This is a genomic window from Stenotrophomonas sp. STEN035, assembly GCF_056759935.1.
Genome location: NZ_JBRRDY010000005.1, coordinates 112,835 through 133,446, shown reverse-complemented (window position 1 = coordinate 133,446; position 20,612 = coordinate 112,835). Strand labels below are relative to the sequence as shown.

General features: G+C 63.8%; 9 protein-coding genes. 6 read left to right on the top strand and 3 right to left on the bottom strand.

Translation table 11 applies throughout. The features are described from left to right. The first annotated feature begins 66 nt into the window (after nucleotides 1–66). Nucleotides 67–207: a hypothetical protein gene (locus ACVOLL_RS04305; RefSeq protein ID WP_481511757.1), complete on the top strand. Its 141-nt coding sequence runs from the start codon at nucleotides 67–69 to the stop codon at nucleotides 205–207. After that, nucleotides 204–1,088, top strand: a complete 885-nt coding sequence (gene bla, locus ACVOLL_RS04300; protein WP_481511756.1) for a subclass B3 metallo-beta-lactamase — start codon at nucleotides 204–206, stop codon at nucleotides 1,086–1,088. Before ACVOLL_RS04305 ends, bla begins: the two co-directional genes overlap by 4 nt. 235 nt (nucleotides 1,089–1,323) lie before the next feature. Here bla and ACVOLL_RS04295 read toward each other — a convergent pair whose 3' ends face one another. Continuing rightward, entirely contained in the window at nucleotides 1,324–2,025 is a 702-nt protein-coding gene (locus ACVOLL_RS04295; RefSeq protein WP_481511755.1) for a LytR/AlgR family response regulator transcription factor, read from the bottom strand. Next, nucleotides 2,013–3,722 (bottom strand): histidine kinase, encoded by a 1,710-nt coding sequence (locus tag ACVOLL_RS04290; RefSeq protein ID WP_481511754.1) that lies wholly within the window; start codon nucleotides 3,720–3,722, stop codon nucleotides 2,013–2,015. The genes ACVOLL_RS04295 and ACVOLL_RS04290 overlap by 13 nt, the downstream gene beginning before the upstream one ends. 170 nt (nucleotides 3,723–3,892) lie before the next feature. Between ACVOLL_RS04290 and ACVOLL_RS04285 the strand changes: the two genes are divergently transcribed. Continuing rightward, nucleotides 3,893–5,479: an alpha/beta fold hydrolase gene (locus tag ACVOLL_RS04285; RefSeq protein ID WP_481511753.1), complete on the top strand. Its 1,587-nt coding sequence runs from the start codon at nucleotides 3,893–3,895 to the stop codon at nucleotides 5,477–5,479. Between the two features lie 302 nt (nucleotides 5,480–5,781). Next, nucleotides 5,782–6,888 carry a serine hydrolase domain-containing protein gene (locus tag ACVOLL_RS04280; protein WP_481511752.1) on the top strand — a complete coding sequence of 369 codons (1,107 nt, stop codon included), beginning with the start codon at nucleotides 5,782–5,784 and terminating at the stop codon, nucleotides 6,886–6,888. Here ACVOLL_RS04280 and ACVOLL_RS04275 read toward each other — a convergent pair. After that, nucleotides 6,872–8,398: a winged helix-turn-helix domain-containing protein gene (locus ACVOLL_RS04275; protein WP_481511751.1), complete on the bottom strand. Its 1,527-nt coding sequence runs from the start codon at nucleotides 8,396–8,398 to the stop codon at nucleotides 6,872–6,874. The genes ACVOLL_RS04280 and ACVOLL_RS04275 overlap by 17 nt on opposite strands. 408 nt (nucleotides 8,399–8,806) lie before the next feature. Here ACVOLL_RS04275 and ACVOLL_RS04270 point away from each other — a divergent pair, with 408 nt between their 5' ends. After that, nucleotides 8,807–9,157 (top strand): hypothetical protein, encoded by a 351-nt coding sequence (locus ACVOLL_RS04270; protein ID WP_481511750.1) that lies wholly within the window; start codon nucleotides 8,807–8,809, stop codon nucleotides 9,155–9,157. Between the two features lie 319 nt (nucleotides 9,158–9,476). Next, nucleotides 9,477–20,606 carry an SdrD B-like domain-containing protein gene (locus ACVOLL_RS04265; RefSeq protein ID WP_481511749.1) on the top strand — a complete coding sequence of 3,710 codons (11,130 nt, stop codon included), beginning with the start codon at nucleotides 9,477–9,479 and terminating at the stop codon, nucleotides 20,604–20,606. The last annotated feature ends 6 nt before the right edge of the window (nucleotides 20,607–20,612 follow it).

Genomic DNA, 20,612 nt, shown 5'->3' with positions numbered 1-20,612 from the left:
AGACCGGAGAATCGCAATTACGGTGCGCTGCGAACGCCGGCCGTTCATTGCCGGATGGCGAGGTGCTTGGCGCGTATCGTGCAGGCCTGGCTGCAGGTGGCCGCGAAGGCCCAGAAAAATTCATGCCTCGACCCAGTTCTACGCATTTGTCGCAATTTCCTCTACGGCGCACAGTTCCTGCACGTATTGGACAAGGCGCAGAAATGACGCAGAAGCAGGGAATTTGCAGGAAATTGCAGGTGGCGGCGATGGTGCTTGCCGGAGCGGCGTCGTCGGCTGCATGGGCTGGACCGCCCGCGGACTGGACGACACCGATCAAACCATTTCATATCGTCGACAACATCTATTACGTAGGCAGCGAGGGACTGGCGGCATACCTGATCGTGTCGGAGCAGGGTGCGATCCTGCTCGACGCTCCGTTTGCTGCCAATGCGGATCAGATTGAACGCAACATCGAAAGCCTGGGTGTGCCGCTGCATGATGTGCGGTTGCTGCTCAGCAGCCACGCGCACGCCGATCATGTTGGCGCGATGGCGACACTCAAGCGGGACACCGGTGCGCGCTATGCCGCCAGTGCTGGCGACCGCTGGGCGCTTGAGAACGGCAGGAACCAGGGCGACAACAACTACGGCATCCAGCCCTTCGATCCGATCAAGCTGGATGAGATCGTCAGCGATGGACAGAAGATGCGGCTTGGTGACGTCGAGCTGACTGCGCATCTCACCCCGGGGCACACCGCCGGTTGCACCAGCTGGAGCATGACCGTGAATGACCGTGGCACGCCGCGCGAGGTGTTGTTCCTGTGCAGCATTACCGTCGCCGGTAATACGCTGGTTGGGAATCGCAGCTATCCGACGATCGCCGAAGACTTCCGCGCGACGTTTGCAAAGCTTGGCGAGATGCAGGCGGACATCGTCCTGAGCGGCCATCCCGATACCACCGGCATCCTTGAGCGGCAGGCGCAACGCGCTGATGGCGATGAGGATGCATTTGTGGACCCCGGCCTGCTTGCGCGGCTGGTGGATGAGCACAAGGAGAGTTTTGAGGACGCGTTGAGCAAGGCGCGTTCAACGACCCCGCGCCCTTGAGCAGGCGCCGGGGATTCCATCGCCAGGCACCCTGATCGAGCGGACCTGGCTCTTCAGCGGAACCATGTAGCCCGGGTAAGCGCAGCGCACCCGGGATCGTTGAGTCGGATATGGCGTTGATGTGCTTGTTGCAGAGATTGCATGGGCACGCGGTTTGATGACGCTCTGCAAGCTCCCGGGTACGCTGCGCTTACCCGGGACTATGGAGTCTGCTCACTTCGATGAGTCGGTTGGTTCACTCAAGCGCGAGTGCCTGCCGCAGGCCGGCCACATGAGCGCGGCCGACCGGCAGCTCCGCGCCGCCATTGAGCACCAGCCAGTAGCGACTACCGCTACCGGAATGCAAGGTGCTGATGTGGCGCAGGTTGACCAGATAGGAACGGTGGCAGCGGATGAAGTCCGGCGGCAGCACCGCGCTCAGCCCGGCCAGGGATTTGTCGTGCAGCTCACTGCGCCCGTCGCGCATGCGCAACTCGCTGTAGTCGCCGTCGGCGCGGATCCACTGCACATCGGCCAGTTCGACAAGTGCCGTGCCCTGCGCGCGCCAGATGCCCAGGTAGCGTGCGCGGCCTGAGCTGTAGCGGCCAACATCGAGCAGGCGTTCCAGTGCCTGGCCAAGCCGCTCGCGCGAGAAGGGCTTGGGCACGAAATCCAGCACGCCATGCTCGAAGGCCTGCAGGGCGCGCTCGCGATGGGCCGATACGACCACGCAGTGATAACGGCCGGCGACGGCGCGGCGCAGCAGGTCAAAGCCATCTTCGCCGCCGAGGTTGAGGTCGAGCAGCAGACCGTCGTAGACGCTGCGCTGCAACCGGTCACCGGCTGCATCCAGATCGGCGACGGCATCGAAGCGCGCACGCGTGCCCGCGATTTCCGCACACAGGCGCAACAGGCGCTGGCGGACCAGCGGTTCATCTTCGACGATCAATATGCGCATGTGAGCTCGATGCGGCTGCACCAGTCGGCGCCATCGGCGCCTTGGCTGTAGTGCCAGCGGTTGGGATGGGAGGCGGCCAGGCTGGCCTCGATATAGCGGGTGCCGGTGCCCTGACCGCGGTGGGGTGCGGAGCCGCGTGCGCTGCGCAGCTCCAGAACCCAATGCTGGTTCTCGCGCTGCACGCGCAGGCGGAACGGTCGTTGCGCGCAGGCCACCGCGCCAGCGTGGGTCAAGGCATTCTCGACCTGTGCATGCAGCACGCCGGGTGGCAGCGACAGCTGCAGGTCGTTGGCGTCGACTTCCAGCACCATGGTTTGATCCAGGGCTTGGCCGACGATATCCAGATGGTTGCGGCACAGGGCCAGCTCTTCGCTGAGCGGAACGCTCTGGCGGCTGCTGCTCTCGCGCAGACGGTCGAACTGCTCGGCCAGCGATTCGACCAGGCGGCTTGCCTTTGTCGGGGCTTGTTCGATCAGTTCCTGCAGGCAGGTGAGCGTGTTCATCAGCCAATGTGGCTGGATGCCACGCTGCAACAGCTGCAGCGACAGGTTTGCCCGCTCTTCGCGCAGACGTGCGTTGTGCAGGTCCAGCGCTCGCACCTGTGCGGCATGGCAGAGCAGCAGGAAGCCCATCAGCACCGCGAGCAGCAGGAAGTAGGGGCCATCGAGGAAGGCCCCGGGCGCAAACAGCAAGGCCAGTACCCCGGCGACCAGCAGGGCCAGGATCGGCCAGCGTTCTTCGCGCTCACCATGGGCCCGCAGCAGCAGCGCAGACGAGGCCAGCAGACTCAGCAGCAGTGCTACCGCCGAGCGGATATCGAAGCTGGGCAGCAGCACGGCCGTCATCACCAGTGCGGCCGCGTAGGCGATGCCCAGGCCCTTGGGAACGGCAACGCCGTAGCGTCGGGCAAGATAGGCAGGCAGCAGCATGGCCGCTGCCACGTGCAAGGCCAGCAGCGCATACAGGCGCAGGCCGTGCCATGGATAGGGGTAGCCGAGCAACGGTCGCCAGCCTTCGACCACCGGCAGTGCAATCCCGACCGCGCACAGCGCGAGCAGCAGTCGCCCGCCAGGCATCTGCGGCCGACCGTGCTGTAGCGCAAGGAAGTACAGACAGGCTGCTGCGAGTGCGCCGGTGGCGAGGGCCGCGATCAACCAGGGCAGGACCATGCGCTGGTACAACACCACGGCCGGCGCCACCGCAACCAGGGCATCGGCGCTGTACAGACCGAACTGCTGGTGGTGGCTGGAGGCGAGCACCAGCAGTTCGTCGGTACCCGTGGGCGAGGAAGGCGGAAGTACGCGGGTGATGTCGACCTGGCCCGGCTGCTCCTGCGCGGCGCTGGTGCCGACGACGCCGTTGCCCTGCATCGGCTGGCCGTTCCAGTAGAGCTGGCTGGCGCCACGTAGCGACAGGCGCAGGGCGCGGCCGCCATCGTCAGGCTGGGTGGACGCGGGCGATTGCCAGCGCAGCCAGTACGGGCCGCGCCAGCTGGCCAGCGCTTGTTGATCGATTGGCTGCCAGCTGATGTCCGCAGGCGGCGAGGTCGGCAAGCCGCCAGCAGCGGTGATGCTGGCGGGCGCCATCTCTCCGCTCAGCACTTGCACGCTGTTGACGTCGCGCAGCAGCACAGCCAGCCACGCGGCGACCGCGAAGACCAGCACGGCCAGTACGCTCAGGATTCGTAGGATCGGCATGGGCCTATCGTATCGGCTGCGCGGAGACGCTGGGCGGTGAGTTGGAGCTGTTCGGCGGACGCGCGCCCCGCAAGTGCCGTTGAGGGAGGGATGCTGGCTCCGTGGCGAGGCAACGGGAGGTTTTCCGGGTTGTCGGTGCCACGGCCACACCCACCTAGTCGGAGCCCACCATGTCCAACAACTCTCTGTTCGTTTCCAGTGCCCGCCGTCCTTGCCTGCAGTCGTTGGCGGCTCCTTCAAACGCCTCGCTTGTCGCTGGGCATCAACGCGACGCTGGCGGAGTGCTTGTGACCGGCAAGGGGAAGCTGGGACGTGGCGGTCGCCTGTTGGCGCTGTGCCTGGCCCTGGTCTGCGCCTCGCCGGCGCTGGCCAAGGACTCGGTTGCGCCGCTGGTGTTTGCACCCTATGCAATGCAGACCAAGAACAACGGCACCATCGCCACCGAAGAGGCTTTCCTCGAAGTTCCGCGTCGCCACAGTGAGCCGAACGGGCCGCGTATCCGCCTGCGTGTGGTGCGTCTGCCGGCGACCGGCGGCAATCGCAGCGCTGCCCCGGTGGTCTATCTGGCCGGTGGCCCCGGTGGCTCTGGCTTTGGGACCGCATTGGGCCCGCGTTGGCCGGTATTCGACCGGGTTCGCCGCGAGACCGATGTGCTGCTGCTTGATCAGCGCGGTACCGACTTCTCCGAGATGCCGCCGGAATGCCCGCACGAGCAGAAGTTCGACGACGCCCAGCCGCTGCAGCGTGACGCGGCCCTGGTCGGAATAAAGGCCGCACTGGCCAGCTGCCTGACCTTCTGGAAAGACGCCGGGGTCGATATGGGCGCCTACACCACCGCCGAGAGCGCCGACGATATCGAGTACCTGCGCAAGGCGATGGCGCTGCCCAAACTGAGTCTGTGGGGCATGAGCTATGGCACGCATCTGGCACTGGCCACCGTGCGCCGCCACCCGGACAGCTTGGAGCGCGTGGTGTTGATGGGCAGCGAGGGCCCGGACGACACGCTCAAGCTGCCGTTGGCCGGTGATGCCTTGTTGGCTGATCTGGCAGTCATCGCCAAGAAGGACGGCTTCGAGGATCTGCAGGGTTCGGCACAGCGTGTGTTGGCCAAATTGCGCGAGCAGCCGGGGCAGGGCAGCAGCCCGATGCATAAGGGCAGGACGGTGACCATCGGTGAGTTCGATGCGCAGATGGCGATAGCGATCGCCCTCGGCCGCCGCTCCACCCAGCGCATGCTGCCGCTGGCACTGCGTGAGGCCGAGGCTGGCAACTATGACCTGCTCGGCGCCATCGCCTTGATGGTGCGCGAGGGCCTGGGCGGCTGGCGCGCCATGCCGACGGCGATGGATGTGGCCTCCGGGCAGAGCCCGCAGCGGCGCGCATTGGCGGCGGCGCAGGCCCGGCAAAGTCTGCTCGGCGATGCCTTGAACTTCCCGTTCCCGGAAGTTGCTGATGGCCTGGGCATGCTGGACCTGGGTGAGGCCTTCCGTGCGCCACTGCGCAGCGACGTGCCGGTGCTGTTCATCAGCGGCACGCTGGACGGGCGCACCCCGCATGCCAATGCCCAGGCGTTGCTGCCCGGTTTCAGCAAGGGCAAAGAGCTGCTGGTGCGCAGCGCCAGCCATGACAACGAAATGTGGGTGGGTAATCCCGCCATCGCCGACAACATCGCCGGGTTCCTGGCCGGGCGCGGACTGAGTGCCGAAGTGCTGGATGTGCCGCTGCCGGTGTTCATCACTGACCGGTCTGCGCTGTAACTGAAGGGCAAAGCCGGGGTCAGGGTGGGGCTTCTTTGAAGCCCTACGCTGGCCCCGGCTTTCGGACCTTTGTGGGAGCGGTGTAAACCGCGAAGCAAGCACATGTTCAGATGGCAGGGAGCAGTTGTTCGGCCACCGTCGGCTTCGCGGCTTACGCCGCTCCCACAAAACCAAAGAACCGCTGTCGCAGCATTTTTGTGCCAAGTTATTGATCGCGAACGACTTCATAAATCTTCATCCAGGCATCAGGCGCTTCATCCGGGGCAATGTTCGACTGGAGGCTCCACTTACGGAGCACTTTGATGTCATTGCTGATCCGCCTTCCTCTGTTTGCCGCCCTGCTGCTGAGCACGGGCTCTGTCGTCGCCGCGCCGCAGCCTGCCAACGATGACTGGACGCTCGCCGCCCCCGCCACGCACGGTCTGGATGCCACCCGCTTCAGCGCCTTGGACGCCGCCATCACCAGCGGCCAGGCGCCGGATACGACCAGCGTGCTGGTGGTGCACCGGGGCGCGCTGGTGCATGAGGCCTACTTCAACGGTGCCGACCGCAGCACACTGCACAACACCCGCTCGCTGACCAAGAGCGTGACCGCGATGCTGGTCGGCGCAGCCATCGACCGCGGCCTGATCAGCGGGGTCAGCGCGCCGGTGCTAGGTTTCTTCCCGGAGCGCACGCCGGCCCATCCGGGTGCGTTCAAGAACGCGATCACGGTCGAAGACCTGCTGACGATGAGCGCGCAGTGGGAGTGCGATGACAACAACGAGTACTCCGCCGGGCATGAGGAGCGCATGTATGTCAGTGCCGACTGGACCGGCTTCGCTCTCGACCTGCCGGAGCGCGGCTATGCGTCGTGGAACAAACGACCGGCAGACAGCCCGCACGGGCGCGCCTTCGCCTACTGCACGGCCAATTCCTTCATGCTCGGTGCCATTGTCGAGCGGGCCAGCGGCATGCCCTTGCAGCGCTTCGCCGCCGAGGTACTGGAGCGGCCGTTGGGAATCGACAAGTCGGTCTGGAGCCGCTCATCCGAGGGCGTTGGCATGGGCGGTGGTGGCACCGAGTACCGCAGTCGCGACCTGGCCAAGCTCGGTCAGCTGATCATCGACGGCGGGCGCTGGAAGGGCCAGCAGGTGCTGCCCGCTGCCTGGACCCGGGCAATGACCAAGGTGCATGCGCAGACGCCGTTCGATGCCGACTACGGCTACCAGATCTGGCGTTTCCCGTTCACTGCCGGTGGCAAGCAGGTGCATGCCTGGGCGATGTCTGGCAATGGTGGCAATGCGGTGTTCGTGGTGCCGGAGAAGCAACTGGTGGTTGTGGTGACACGGACCCGCTTCAACCAGCGCGGCATGCACCAGGAAACCCAGAAGCTGCTGCAGGACTACATCCTCAGCGCGCTACCGTAACCGCCTGCGCATCGGCTGGCAGCTGACCGGAAGCGATGACCCGCGCCCGGTCGGCGGCCACGGCTGCTTCCATCGATTGCAGCAGCGGGGTGAAGCCGGAATCCTTGCGAAGCCCGGCAAACAGCGGTGACACCTGCAGGTAGCCGCCGTTGCGGTAACCGGAGGCTACTGCCGCCTGCAATGCCACCAACGCGGCGTGGTGGTCGCCTGCCAGATCAGCCAGCAAGCCGGCTTCGATTCCATCGGACGGATCGCTGCCTTGTGCAAGCCCGGCCTGCAACGCTGCCGAACGCGCCAGCAGTTGCTCTGACGTCTGCTTGGGCCCGGTGCCGATGATCCAGGCGAACGTGGTTGGCCAGCTGGCCTCTGGCTTCAGTGCCTGCGCACGTTGCACCGCAGTTTGCGCGCCAGTGACATCACCGCGCTGCAGAGCCAGCTCGGCGGACAGCAGATGCAGGGAGGCATGTTCGGTACGGCGGGAAAAGGCCTCATCCAGCGCTGCCTGCGCTTCGCCGAAGCGGCTGTGCTCAAAGAGAAATGTTGGCCAGGCGATGTTGGAGAATACGTTGTCCGGATACAGCAGGAAGCTGCGCCGGTAACGTGCCTCCGCCGCAGCGGAATAACCCAGTAGATCGAGATTGGACGCGACCTGCAGCTCCCAGAAGCGCACACGCTCGGGTGCGCGTACCGCCAGATTTGCGGCCAACGCATCACTCAAGCGGCCTTGGCGCGCGTACAGATAGGCCGCCGATGCGCGGCTGGCATCAGCGCCCGGGTCCAGCTGCACCGCACGCTCATAGGCGGCCAACGCCGCTTCAACCTCACCACGGCAATCGTGGGCATAGCCCAGCGCCGCATGCGCAGCCGCCAGTTTCGGCTGGCGCGTGATCACTGCCTGTGCCAGCTGCAATGCCTGCTTGGCATCCTCGCTGCTGCCGCTGTACAGGCAGGCGCGCGCGGCCTGTGCGCGGGCAATGCCGAGTTGTGCCTGCACGTCATCGGGTGCTTCCTGCAGATGTTGCCGATACAGCGCGATGGCACGTTCGTTGTTGTCGCGCTGGCCGATGCTGGCGTAGTAGTCGGCACGCTGCAGTAGTGGTGAAACGGCGGCTGTCTCCGTGCTTGGCCATTGTCGGTAGAGAATGCCGGCCGCGACCAGCAACAGCAGCGCAGCCGTGGGCATGATCCAGCGGCGCTTGGGGTTCGCTGCCGAAGTGGGTACTGCCGTAGGCACCTCGACAACGGGTTCGCTGCACAGCTGGTAGCCCTGGCCACGCACCGAGCGCAGGTAACGCGCTTGCCTGCCGTCATCCCCCAGCGCCTGCCGCAACAGTCTTACCCGCTGGGTGACGGTTTCTTCGTTGACGACGGCTGGCGCCCAGATGCTGGCGATCAAGGCGTCAAACCCAACCACCTGGGTGCCCTGGGTCAACAGGTAATGCAACAGGCGGAAGCTGAGCCCGGAGACATCCAGTAGTTGGCCGTCGCGTAGCACGCGCTGGCGTGCCACATCGATGTGGAGATCGTCCAGGCGGTAGTGCAGTGCTGTGCTGCGGGGGGAATCAGACGTGGCGGATGAGGGGGCTGGTGTCGCGCTTGGCCGGGCTGATGGTCCGTGCGGTGCGATGGAGACCACCGACTGGGTTGTGGGGCCCCGCCCGCGACAGTCCGATGCACATACCGGCAGCTATTGCGGGCAGCGGCAGCGGGCAACTGTTGTGCGCAGCGGAAAGCGGGGCAGGGGAGGCATTCATGACCGTCAAGGTTAGCAGGCGGAACCAGAGCGGGCGGATCTTCGGGTTGTGCTGAGGCTCTGCAGCGGTGGCTTGCCTGCGGCGACACCGGCAGGTTGTGTGCTCGCCGGTCACGGGTGTCAGGTGCTGTGCGATAGCCGAAACGTGCTGGCCGGAGGGCGGCATTGGCGATCTTGCCCCTGAATTTTGCGCGCGAGGGACGCGTGACACCGGCCAATCCGGAGAAATTTAGGACTGAGAGTAGTCAGATTTTCAAAGGAGTAGTTCACGGCGGTAAAGAGGCGTCATCAGGAATCGCAATTTTCAGTCTTGAATTTTCCGTGGCAGTTGGCGCCATGTCGTCGTGCCTGCTGATGTCGCCCAACAGCTGTGTGGTGTCGCTTCTTGCTTGGCGTCGGCTGGCGGATTCTTCCGTTGGCGCAAGCGCTGGAAGCGGTTATACCGGGTGTTTCCACATTCGCGCGCACTGGTGGATGCGTACGGTTTCATTAGTTGGAAAAGGCGAAGCAAGGTGATGTAAGTAATCGTAGTTTCAGTAGTGAAACTGCTTCGTCAATCGAACTTTTGCTGTACAAAAAAGCTGAATGCGTATCGCGTTCTCAACAGGGCAGTCGACCATGCATTCATGCAGTTGAATGCAAGCAAATTTGACATTGCTATCACGCAGCCCAATGCAACTCTCGCCGGGCATTCAGGCTCATCAAGATTGGGGACGCGGCATCACTGTCGAGTGAAGTGCCGTGGGCTGTAGATCGTTCATGACGTGTTGGTGTTGGCACATTGCTGAGATGTGCTGCGAATTCCTTCGTGTGGTGGAAGTTCTGGAGAGATGAGATGTCGCAGTTGCTTGGGGCAGGTGCTGCGGTACAGCCGGATGGTGTTGCACGCCATTGGGTCAGATATCTTCTCGGTCCAATGCTCCTGCTATTGCTGCTGGGCTGGATGCCGGTGGTTGCTGCGGCAAACCTGGAAATCGTCAGTCTCTCGGAGGCGACTGATCCGATACCTGCTGGTGGTGTCATCGACTACAAGTTGACCATCCACAACGGTGGCCCCGGGCCAGTATCCAACGCTGTTGCTGCGTTTGATATTCCGGCCGGGACAACCGCAATCAACCTGCCCGCGTTCTGCAGTGTCGACCCTGTTGTCAGTACACGTGTGGTCTGCGTCATTCCTCGTCCGCTCTCCAATGATGGCTCCACCGATGATTCGTTTGCCATCGACCTGCAGGTAAGCACCGCAGGCCTGGGGCCCTCTACCATCGGTATCACCGCAGCGGTCGGGCGCCAGCCTGCACCGGCCGCCGGTACTCCGCTTGCCAACGTGCCCGCGAACGATCCGTTCTTCCTCGGCGACCCCAACCTCAACGACAATCGGGCAACACAGAACACCACATTGATACAGGCCGGCGATCTGAGCATGAACAAGACCGCCACGCCTGATCCGGTAGTGGCCGGCGCCGAAGTGACCTACACCATCACCGTCTCCAACAATGGGCCCAGCATCTCCACCAACTTCAACGTGGCGGACGCGCTGCCAAGCGGCGTCACCTTTGTACCCGGCAGCGCGCAGAGTGTGACTGGTGGTTGGACGTTTGTCGGTCAGAACGGCACCCATGCCGGCCCGCTTGGCGTAGGCCAGAGCGCGAGCTATACGTTCAGGGGCAAAGTGGAGGTTGCAAGTGGCAGCGTGGTGAACACCGCTACCGTCAACGCGGTGGGAACACCCGACCCCAATCCCGGCAACAATAACGATGATGTTGCGGTAACTATTGCAGCCGGTGCCGACCTGGCAATCGGCAAGACCGCATCGCCCGTGCCAGGCCTGCCGGGTGAATTGATCACCTTCACCGTTACCGTGACCAACAACGGACCCAGCCCTGCCGAAAACGTAGCGTGGAGCGATCCGATGCCGGCCGGGTTTCTGATCGAAAGTACAAACAACGCCGCGGGGTGGGCTTGCGCCACCAACGGCCCGGCCACGGCGCACGGTTGCTCGCTGCCTGCTCCGGCCACACTGGCGGTTGGTGCCAGCGCAACCTTCACGATTGTTGCCCGTGTGCCGCTGACCGGCCCAGGTAGCAGCGGGCCGATCACCAATACCGCGACGGTCAGCGGCAGCCTGCCTGACCCGAACAGCAGCAACAATAATGGGACCGCCAATTTCACGGTGCTGCCCAATGGTGCCGACTTGAGTTTGAGCAAGGACAAGGCGCCGAAGCTGGTTCCCATTTGGCCAGGCCCGGGACTGCCGCCAGCAGGCAGCGGCTACATCATCACCTCCACCATCAATGTAGAGAACCAGGGCCCGGCGAACGCAGACAGCGACGTGCAGGTCGTCGACGTACTTGCTCCAGGCGAAGAGTACTTTCCTTCCAGTACCACGCCATGGACCTGCACGGCCACCGCGTATGCGCCGCCGCCCTCACGTCAGACCGTGACCTGCAACTTCGATGGCCCCTATCCGCTGACGATGGGGCAGAGCGCAGCGCCACTGAAACTGCTGAGCTTCGCCCACCCCGAGGCTAACGGTACCGACCTGACCAACACCGCCTGCACCGGCGGTGAGGGCGGTTCGATAGGGCCGGGCACCGGCAGTGGCTTGGGCGATCCGAATGGCAGCAACAACTGCAGCGGTGCCGGCATCACGCCTTCACCACTGCGTGCGGACCTGAGTATTGAAAAGCGCACCAATGGTGTGGGTGAGGTCGACAACACCTTGCCGATCGGCTACACCGGCATGAGTTACACCATCACCGTGCGCAATGCCGGCCCGGACGCCACCCGCGGTGTGGTGGTCGAGGACACGCTACCGGGCTTCCTGCAGGGCCGGACCCAGGCTGCTGCGGTAGCTCCGCCTGGTTGGAACTGTTTGCCGGTGAGTGCCTCAGGAACCTTGCACTGCGAATCCGGGGCTACGCCGTTGCTTGCGAACACGCCTGTGGACATCGTGGTGAATCTGACCGGCCCATTGGCTGACAGCGCGTCCAATGCGGCCGCAAACTGCGGTGGCGTCTTGTCACCGCCAGGGGCTTGGTGCAATACCGCCGGTGCAGGGATCGACCCCACGGTGTCGGGTGCGGCCGGCGAGATCAATCCGGGCAACAACACCGGCTCGGACTACGTGCGGGTACCGCGCGTCTCCAATGTGAAGACCGAGGCCAAGAGGATCACGGCTGGTGATCCGGGTGAGGTAGGTGTCAATACAACCTACCGCATCGAGTATCTCAATGATGGTCCTTCGCTGGCACCAGGCGTGGTGTTCCGCGACGTGATCGATCTGCGTGCGGACGATCCGGGTTTTACCCTGGTCAACGATACTCGCAGTGGTGGTGGCACCACGCTTTGCGTTCCCACCGCCACCGGCGGCGTGACGCTTTCGCCGGGTAGTGGTGGCCTGCTGAACGTGTCCACGAAAGGGGCAGCGTCGGGCACGCTGGTATTGACCTGTACGCCACTGGACATGCCTGGTGGCCAGCAGCACACAATGACGGTTGTGATCCGGCCATTGGATGATCCCATCGTCGGAGGTGGTTTGCGTGCGTATACCAACACCGCGGACTTCTTCTTTGATATCAATAAAGACGGCATCTCAGATCAAAGCGGTGGCGTCGATTCCAATGGCGAGTACGAGTACAACACCATCGCCACCGCTCAGGATGATCAGAAGTCCGCTGAGTTGAGGGTAGGCGAAGGTGCGATCGAGCTGGTCGTGAACAAGGACGACACCGGGTTTACCGGTGGCGTTGATCCCTTGCCCTATGATCCCAACGATCCCAACGCAAACCTCATCACTTACCGGGTAACCGTGCAGAACCTGGGGCCGTCAGTGGCCAGCAGCGTGAGCATCACCGACACCATCACCCCCGAAGCAAATAAGACACTACTTTTTCTGGGCAGCTCGCCGGACCCGGGCGGACCGTTCAGCACGGTTCGTTGTCCGCTGACTGTTGGCAATAACCCGACCACGGGCAGCGCGCTGACGGTGAAGTGTGAAGTGCCGGGAGCTGGCTTTCCGGACAATCAGGTGCAAGGCGTGATTGACGTTGGTGCAACCTCAACGTTGTACCTGCGTTATCAATACCTGTCGCAGCCCGGTGCCGGCGGTGACACGATCAACAACGAGGCAGTGGCAAGCGGGGCCGAACCCGAAGCCAATCTGAGCAACAACACCGAGGGTGAAACCACCGCCATCCGCAGCAAGGTAGACCTTGCGATCAGCAAACGTGCCGTATCAAGGCTCACTCCGCCCAGTCCTGATCCGGGCATGGCGTTGCCGCCGGTGCTGAGCTCGGTATCGATCCGCGAGCCGTTCTTCTGGGTGTTCGAGGTAGAGAACAACGGCCCCGGCAACAGCTTGTCGCGTGACCGCACCGGCACCAGCCCGCTCAATGGCACCGGTACGGTGATCACCGATACCTTGCCCCCGAACATGGTGGTTACCGGGACGCCAATCAGCTGGCAGAAAGTTGGCCCGGATATCGCGACTCTGCTTGACGACCAACCCAATGGCAGCGGAAATTGCAGCCAGAGTGGGCAGAATGTCACCTGCAATGTCGGCGACGTGACCTCCGAGGGGGCAAACCATGGCCGCGTGCGGGTGATCATTCCCGTGCGTTGGGATGTGATGCCGCCCGGGGGCAATGCGATCAATACGGTGGCAGTGGGCACCGAGCAGGTGGACACCAATGCGGGTAACAACACTGCCACCGCGCCGATCAACGTCACTGCATCCACGTTGGTCGGCACGGTATTCCAGGACCGTGACCGCAGTGGCAGCAATGGCGGTGTCCCCCAAGCCGCCGCGGTGGAGCCGCGGATCGGCGGCGTCACGCTGGGCCTGAGTGGTACCGATGAATATGACAATCCGGTCAATCTCAGTACGACCACCGATGCCAATGGGGACTACAGCTTTGGGAATCTCTCGCCTTCCAATGCAAGGGGCTACAGCATCTTGCAGACGCAGCCGGCGGGCTTTGCCAATGGTCCGGTGGACCCGCCAAGCAGCGGGCCGGATGCGCCTTCATTCGGCGGCGTGTATGCCGCAGGTGCGCCGAATTCCAGCTACAGCACGATTATGGTGCCGGTAGACAGCAGTGGCGTGCGCTACAACTTCCCCGAGTTGATCAACGCAAGGCTCGCCGGCTTTGTCTATGTGGATGCCGACTTCAACAATGTGCGCACCGTCGGCAGTGACCCGCCGATTGTTGGCGCAACGGTAGAGCTGCTTGATGCTGCTACCTCGGCCGTACTGCAGACCACCACGACCGATGCGACGGGCGCTTATCAGTTCATCGGCCTGGATCCCGGTCGCATCTACACCCTGCGCGAACCACTGCCTGCAGGCATGTACCGGAACCGGGCGACAGCGGTCAACCCCGGTACCGTCAATGGTGCGGCATGCATCAGCGGTTGCGTACCCGGAACCGCGGTGGCGGGCGATCCCAACACCACGGACCGCATCAGTCAGATCAATCTCAGCGTGGGCATAGGTGCCAGCGAAGGCCTGAATTTCAACTTCGGTGAGGAGCCGACAGGCAGCTCCCTGGCCGGCAAGGTGTGGCTGGATGCCAACAACAACGGCGCCATCGATAGCGGAGAGACCGGCATTGCCGGGGTGGATATCCAACTCAGCGGAACCGACCTCGACAACAGGACGGTGACGTTGAGCCAATCGACTGACGCCAATGGTGCGTATCGGTTCGCCGGTCTACTGCCTGGCACCTACACCGTCAGCGAGCCCGACCAGCCAGCCGGTACCCGCAATGGCATCACCGTACCTGGTAGCACTGGCGGGACCGCTACCGCGGTGAGCGTGACCCCGTCGACCATCAGTGGCATCGTGCTTGCCATCGACCAAGCCAGCATCGACAACAATTTCGGTGAGATCGCCAGTTCGTCCATTGCTGGCCGCGTGTATTACGACAACAACAAGAACGGCATCATTGACGCTGGCGAGTCCGGCATTGCCAACGTGGTTCTGCAGCTCAGTGGTGACGATGATCTGCCGGGTGGAGCGATAACACCACGCAGCGTTGTCACCGATGCCGATGGCGCCTATCTGTTTGACGACCTGCGCCCGGGTACCTACATCGTGACCGAGCCGAACCAACCAGCGGACACCACCAATGGCATCACCACGCCGGGCACCGTCAATGGTGCATCGATGGGCGTTGCCACGTCGGTGGCCACCTTGCCATCGGTGATCAGCGTCATCACCCTGACCTTGGGCCAGATATCCATTGTGCAGAATTTCGGCGAGGTGGCTGATACGCCGGACCTGGTGGTCAGCAAGAGCGCCGCTCCAACCCGTTTCACCGTCAACAACGCGGCCACCTACACGGTGCGGGTACGCAATATCGGTCCACAGCCGACGGTTGGCAGTTATCAGGTGGATGATCGCCTGCCGACCGGTGTGACCCTGGCGGCAACGCCCACCGGCAACGCCTGGAGCTGCACCGGTGCACCCGGTGCCGACCGCTTCAGCTGCACCAGCAGCACAGTCCTCGCCAGTGGCGTCACCTCGCCCGATGCAATCACGGTGAGTGTGGCGGTGAGCGCTGCAGCCGCAGCGGCATCGCCGATCCATAACGCGGTGATCGTGCGTGGTGGTGGCGAAGATGCCGACCATGCGCCTTCGCCGGCCGAGCAGGGCGCATTTGATGGTGATGTAACCCAGCTGCCAATCTGCGACCCGGCCATCACCCAGAACGCTTGTCGAGTGATGACCGAGGTGCAGGACGCGGCTTCGCTGTCCGGTACGGTCTGGTTCGATATCGGCAGTGACGATGCGCTGCTCGACGGCGGCGACGTACGCTTGCCTAACTGGACCGTGGAGCTGTTCGACCCGGCCAGCAACAAGGTGATCCGTACCGCCGCCACCGGCGCTGATGGCAGCTACCGCTTCAATGACCTGCTGCCGGGCACGCGCTTCGATGTGCGTTTCCGTCACCCGCAGAGCGGCGTGTTGTGGGGCTTCCCGGTGACCGGTGAAACCACGGCCGGGCCGCCTGCACCTTGTGATTCAGGCACTGCGATTGCCAACGGCACGAGCAGCACCTGCCGCATCGACAGCAACGGTATCACCCAGCTGGAAGTCGTGCTGCGCGCTGGCGAGAACCTGCCGCAGCAGAGCCTGCCGGTAGATCCTAGTGGTCTGGTCTATGACGCGGTGACACGCAACCCGGTGCAGGGCGCGATCGTGACCTTGGCGCCGGTCGGCGTGTGCGCTGGCTATGACCCGGCCACCGGTGTGCTCAATGGCGGGCAGGGCGGCTACAGCATCAGTGGCAATCAGATCTCGATGACGGTCGGCAGCGATGGCTATTACCAGTTCCTGCTGGGGCCGGCTGCGCCCAGCCGCTGCGAGTTCCAGCTGACGGTGACGCCGCCGGCCGGCTACACCTTCCGCTCGGCGCTGATCCCTGCTGAAACCAACAGCCTGTCGCCGCCGGGCATATCGGGTACTACCTACAAGGTGCAGCCGCAGGCGACCGCGCCAACCGCGCCGGTTGGCACCGGCACCCAGTACTTCCTGGGCCTGTTTGCCGGCTCGGCCACCGCCAATATCGTCCACAACCATCTGCCTCTGGATCCGGCGGTGGCGCCGGGTCTGGTGATCAGCAAGACCGGTGACAAGCAGGTGGTCGAGGTCGGCGACACGATGCTGTACACCATCAGCATCCGCCAGACCGCTGGCGAGCCGCTGCAGACGGTGAATGTCATCGACAACCTGCCGCCGGGCTTCACTTACATCAACGGCACCGCGCGGGTGGACGGTGGCGGTATCGCCGACCCGTTCGGCAAGCCCGGCCCGCGCCTGGTGTTCAACGTCGGCAGCATCCGCCTGGGCCAGCAGAAATTGCTGACCTACCGCGTGCGCATTGGCGTTGGCGCGATGCAGGGCGACGGCATCAACCGCGCGCAGGCGCATGGTTGCTCCACCGAAGGCGGCTGCGTCGACCCGGGAACCTTGTATCCGTACCCGGGCGGTGTGACCTCCAACCCGGCGCAGTACCGCGTGCGGGTCACCGGTGGCGTGTTCACCGATGAGGCCTGTGTGCTGGGCAAGATCTTCGTGGACAGCAACAACAACCATCTGCAGGACCGCGAGGAAATCGGCATCCCGGGTGTGCGCTTCTACTTCAACGACGGCACATGGATGGTGTCCGACTCGGAAGGCAAGTACAGCTACTGCGGCCTGCCGCCCAAGAGCCACACGCTGAAGGTGGACGCCAGCACCTTGCCGCGTGGCTCGCGCCTGATCACCAGCAGCAACCGCAACCTCGGCGACGCGGACAGCCTCTTCATTGACCTGAAGAACGGCGAGCTGCACCGTGCCGACTTCATCGAAGGCAGCGGCTCCAACGAAGTACTGGAGCAGGTCAAGGCACGGCGTACGCAAGGTGAAATTGGTGCGCCGGAAACGGAGCTGCCGGGCTTGCCGCTGAGCTTCCAGGCGCAGCCCTTGCGTGCACCCATCGGCGCTACCGATTCGGCAAACCAGGTGCCGGGCATCGTTGCCCCGCGTGGCACCGTGCGGCCGGAACCGGCTCAGCGTGGTGTGGGTATTACGGTCGAGCAGTCCGGCGCCATGTCGGTTGCCACCACCAGCGATGGCAGCCTGCCGACGGCTCCGGTTGCTGGCAGTGTGCAGGTTGGCCCCAGCGCCGGAGAAGTCACGACGCTGGTAGGCAGTCATCGTTTTGACGGCGCACTGAGTTCCAGCCCGATCGCCAATCCACAGTCGCTGGGCTCAACCGATGCGCGGCCACAGGCGATCAACCTGCAGTCCGGAACAGTCGACTACAGCGTCAATGCTGATGTGGACACGCTGCGGGTGGATGTAGACCGCGACGGTGTGCCGGCTGATGGCCAGTCACCAGTGCATGTACGGGTCCAGTTGTTGGGTGCAGATGGCAAGCTGCTGGCGGGCAAGCGCTTTGCCACCATCGAGTACAGCGGTGGCCGGGTGCGCTTGGTTGGTGGTCGCACCGACGAGCTTGGTCCCGGCCGTCTGGATGCCGACCGCGGCACGCCGGGCATCCAGTTACCGATAGAAAACGGTAGCGCCGAATTCGATCTGCTGGCACCGGACGTGCCGCAGGACGTGCTGGTGCGCATTACCTCGGGTGGCGTCAGCGCCGAGAACACGGTCAGTTTCCTGCCGGAGATGCGCGAGTTGCTGGCAACCGGTCTGGTTGAAGGCGTCGTCAACTTCCGCAACGGTGCCACCTTGGACACGGCGCGGCGTGATGATGGCTTCGACCGTGATATCCGCCGCTGGGAGCGCAGCTTCAACAGCGGCAAGGCCAATGCCGCCGCGCGCACCGCCTTCTTCGTCAAGGGCAAGATCAAGGGCGAGTACCTGCTTACCGCTGCCTACGACTCGGACAAGGAAGTGCGTGGCCGCCTGCTGCGCGACATCCAGCCGGAGGAGTTCTATCCGGTCTATGGTGACTCCTCCCTGCGTGGCTTCGATGCACGCTCGGCCGAGCGCCTGTACGTGCGTATCGACAAGAACCGCAGCTACATGATGTACGGCGACTTCCAGACCGGCGACACACTGACCACGCAGACCGGCATCAGCGCCAGCGGCAAGGCGGTGATGCGCAGCCTCGGCACCTATAACCGTACCGCGACTGGCTTCGGTTGGCACTTCGAAGGTAAGCGCGTGCGCGGCAACGTGTTCGCGATGGAGGATTCGCTGCGGCAGGTGATCGATGAGTTCCCCAGCCAGGGCAGTGGCCCGTACGCATTGCGCAACAGCGCGGTGCTGGAGGGCAGTGAGCGGGTGGAGGTGATCACCCGTGATCGCAACCAGCCCAGCCGCATCATCAATGTGCGTGGCCTGGGACGGCTGATTGATTACAGCTTCGAGCCGTTCTCCGGACGCATCCTGCTCAACAGCTTCCTGCCCGCTTTCGACAGCGAGTTGAACCCGATCTCGCTGCGGGTGACGTATGAGCTGGACCAGGGAACGGAGAAGTTCTGGGTGTATGGCGTTGACGCGCAGTTCCGCGTCAACAAGTACATCGAGGCCGGCGCTTCCTACGTAAAGGACGAGAATCCGTTCGCACCGTTCAAGATGGGTAGCGCCAACCTGGGCTTCCGCTTCGGCCCCAATACCTGGATGGTGCTGGAAGCGGCGCGTACCGAAAGCGAGGTCAATACCAACTCCATCAACCAGTACGCAACGCCAGGGCTGCAGAACCTCAGTGGTGATATCAGTGGCAATGCGTACCGGCTGGAGTTCGCCCACGATGGCAAGGCCTTCGATGCGCGCATGTTTGCCGGCCGCAGCGGCCCGGCGTTCAACAACCCGTCCTCGCCGCTGTATGGCGGGCGTGGTGAATACGACCTGGAGTTGAACTGGACGGTCAATCCGCGCTTCCAGGTCTACGTGGAGGCAATGCGCAGCGAGGACCGCAATCCTGATGGTGGCGACCGCGATGCGGCCGGTGCCGGTGTGCGTATCGATGCGACCAAACGGCTGACGCTGGATCTGGGCGTGCGCAGCATCCGCGAGACCATCGGTGCCTACTCGCCGTGGTCGACGCTGCCGCCGTTCGGCAGTACCGGTGGCCTCAGTGGCGGATTTGCCACCGGATCGGCGGGCGGGGCGCTGGGCTATGGCCAGCAACCGCTGGATCCGCTCACCGGCCTTCCGATCATCCGAAGCGGCGGCACGGTACCTACCAGCAGCCTGCCGATCGGCACCAGGCTGGAATCGGACAGCGTGCATGTCGGCGCCGGCTACAAAGTCACCGACAAGCTGGTGCTGGGCGGCGAGTACGAGCAGGACGTCAATGGTGAAGACCGCAACCGGGTCGCCGTGGGCGCTGACTACCAGCTGCGCGAGCGCAATAGGCTGTACGGCCGCTACGAGAAGCAGACCGGCCTGACCAGCGCCTATGGCATCACCACCACCGATCGCGAAAGTGATGCGCTGGTGTTCGGTGTCGACAGCACCTACCTCAAGGACACCCAGGTGTTCAGCGAGTACCGCCTGCGTGATGCCATTGCCGGGCGCGATGTGCAGATGGCCTCGGGCATCCGCAACGACTGGAGTGTGCGCGAAGGCCTGCGCCTGAGCACTGCTGCCGAGCACGTCAAGATCTATGACGGCGACAGTGGCGATTCCACCGCACTGGCCCTGGGTCTGGATTACAGCGCCAACCCGCTGTGGCGCGGCGCCATGCGCCTGGAGTACCGCATCTCCGGCGATGTGGACAGCACACCAGCCACCAACGAGGAGTTCAACACCACACTGTTCCAGCTGATGTGGGCCCGCAAGCTCAACCGTGACTGGACCCTGCTTGCCCGCAACTACCTGCTGGCCACCGACTACAAATCGCGCGGTGATGTGATGCAGGACCGCTTCCAACTCGGTGTTGCCTACCGCGATACCGACCGGAACCGGATCAACGCGCTGGCCCGATACGAGTACAAGCTGGAGTCGGACAAGAGCGGCATGGGCATTGATGGCGCCTCGCAGCAGGATGTTGGCCAGGACATCCGCACTGCGGCGCATATCGTCTCCACCCATGCCGATTGGCATCCTTCGCGGCCGTGGTGGCTCACTGGTCGCATCGCTGCCAAGTGGCAGAAGGACCGCTTCGCCTACAACGACGGCAGCCGTGTCGAAGACAGCTTCCGGGGCGTGCTGTTGTCCGGTCGCATCGTGTACGACGTCACCGAGAACTGGGATATCGGCGTGCTCGGTACCACTTTCCGCGGCGACTACGGCAGCAATCAATACGCCTACGGCATGGAAATCGGGCGGCTGCTGCGGCAGAACCTGTGGCTGTCGGCGGGTTACAACTTCGTCGGCTTCGAGGCGGACCGGGATCTGGCCGGTTACGAATACACCGACGAAGGCGCCTTCATCCGCCTGCGTTTCAAATTCGACGAAGATCTTTTCCGTCGCGACGACAACCGCTACCGCAAGCCGGCGCAGCCCTGAGGACCC

Excerpts from the sequence above, each read along its gene's own strand:
- bla (WP_481511756.1), top strand. The coding sequence starts at position 204 with ATGACGCAGAAGCAGGGAATTTGCAGGAAATTGCAGGTGGCGGCGATG.
- ACVOLL_RS04295 (WP_481511755.1), bottom strand. The coding sequence starts at position 2,025 with ATGCGCATATTGATCGTCGAAGATGAACCGCTGGTCCGCCAGCGCCTG.
- ACVOLL_RS04290 (WP_481511754.1), bottom strand. The coding sequence starts at position 3,722 with ATGCCGATCCTACGAATCCTGAGCGTACTGGCCGTGCTGGTCTTCGCG.
- ACVOLL_RS04285 (WP_481511753.1), top strand. The coding sequence starts at position 3,893 with ATGTCCAACAACTCTCTGTTCGTTTCCAGTGCCCGCCGTCCTTGCCTG.
- ACVOLL_RS04280 (WP_481511752.1), top strand. The coding sequence starts at position 5,782 with ATGTCATTGCTGATCCGCCTTCCTCTGTTTGCCGCCCTGCTGCTGAGC.
- ACVOLL_RS04265 (WP_481511749.1), top strand. The coding sequence starts at position 9,477 with ATGTCGCAGTTGCTTGGGGCAGGTGCTGCGGTACAGCCGGATGGTGTT.